The sequence below is a fragment of the Flavobacterium sp. DSR2-3-3 genome, assembly GCF_049896585.1.
Classification (GTDB): Bacteria; Bacteroidota; Bacteroidia; order Flavobacteriales; family Flavobacteriaceae; genus Flavobacterium.
This window is the reverse complement of the sequence record NZ_JAFCUP010000025.1, coordinates 1-621: the sequence shown is the minus strand read 5'-3', so window position 1 is coordinate 621 and position 621 is coordinate 1. Positions and strand designations below refer to the sequence as shown.

1 protein-coding gene is annotated in these 621 nt (G+C 30.4%); it reads right to left on the bottom strand.

Annotated features, from left to right (window positions below; all coding sequences use genetic code 11):
* On the bottom strand, positions 1–621 hold a 621-nt coding region (locus ACP7AQ_RS15975), incomplete at both ends, for an IS30 family transposase (RefSeq protein ID WP_426096158.1).

Sequence of the window (621 nt, the reverse complement as noted above, 5' to 3'; positions counted from 1 at the left end):
GTTTTACCAATTCACTTTCTTTACTTTCTATCTTCTTCATTCTCAATATTCCAGTTGCTCTATCGTTTATTGTTACGATTGCTCCTTTATGATTTTTTCCAATTATGGTGTCGATTTCTAAATCACCAAACCGTTCTTTTAACTCCACTATTTTGGGTCGATCTTCTATTGGTTTTCTATTGGAAATTATACCTCTACAATCTTTTTTATTGCCTCTCTTTCTATATCGTTTCCCTGTACTTCTTAAGTTTAAATACAAGATACCTTTGTCTTTTTTGTCTTTCCAGATGTACTGATAAATACTCTCTGTAGAAACACAATCAATTGCTTTTTTAAGACATATGCCTACAATCTGTTCAGGACTTAAATCTTCAAGCAAATATTTTTTTATAGTTGCTTTTATTTCAGTAGTAAGATAAACTTTTTTAGGTTTATTTATTTGACGCTTATCATATTTTCGCTGCGCTAATTCAGAACTGTATTTACCACTGCGTAAATCGCAATTGCGTTTTAATTCACGTGTTATAACAGATTTGTCCTTATTTATAAGAATTGCTATTTCACTTTTATTGTAGTTTTGATCTAATAATACACCGATTGTGTATCTTTGTTCGCTGGTTA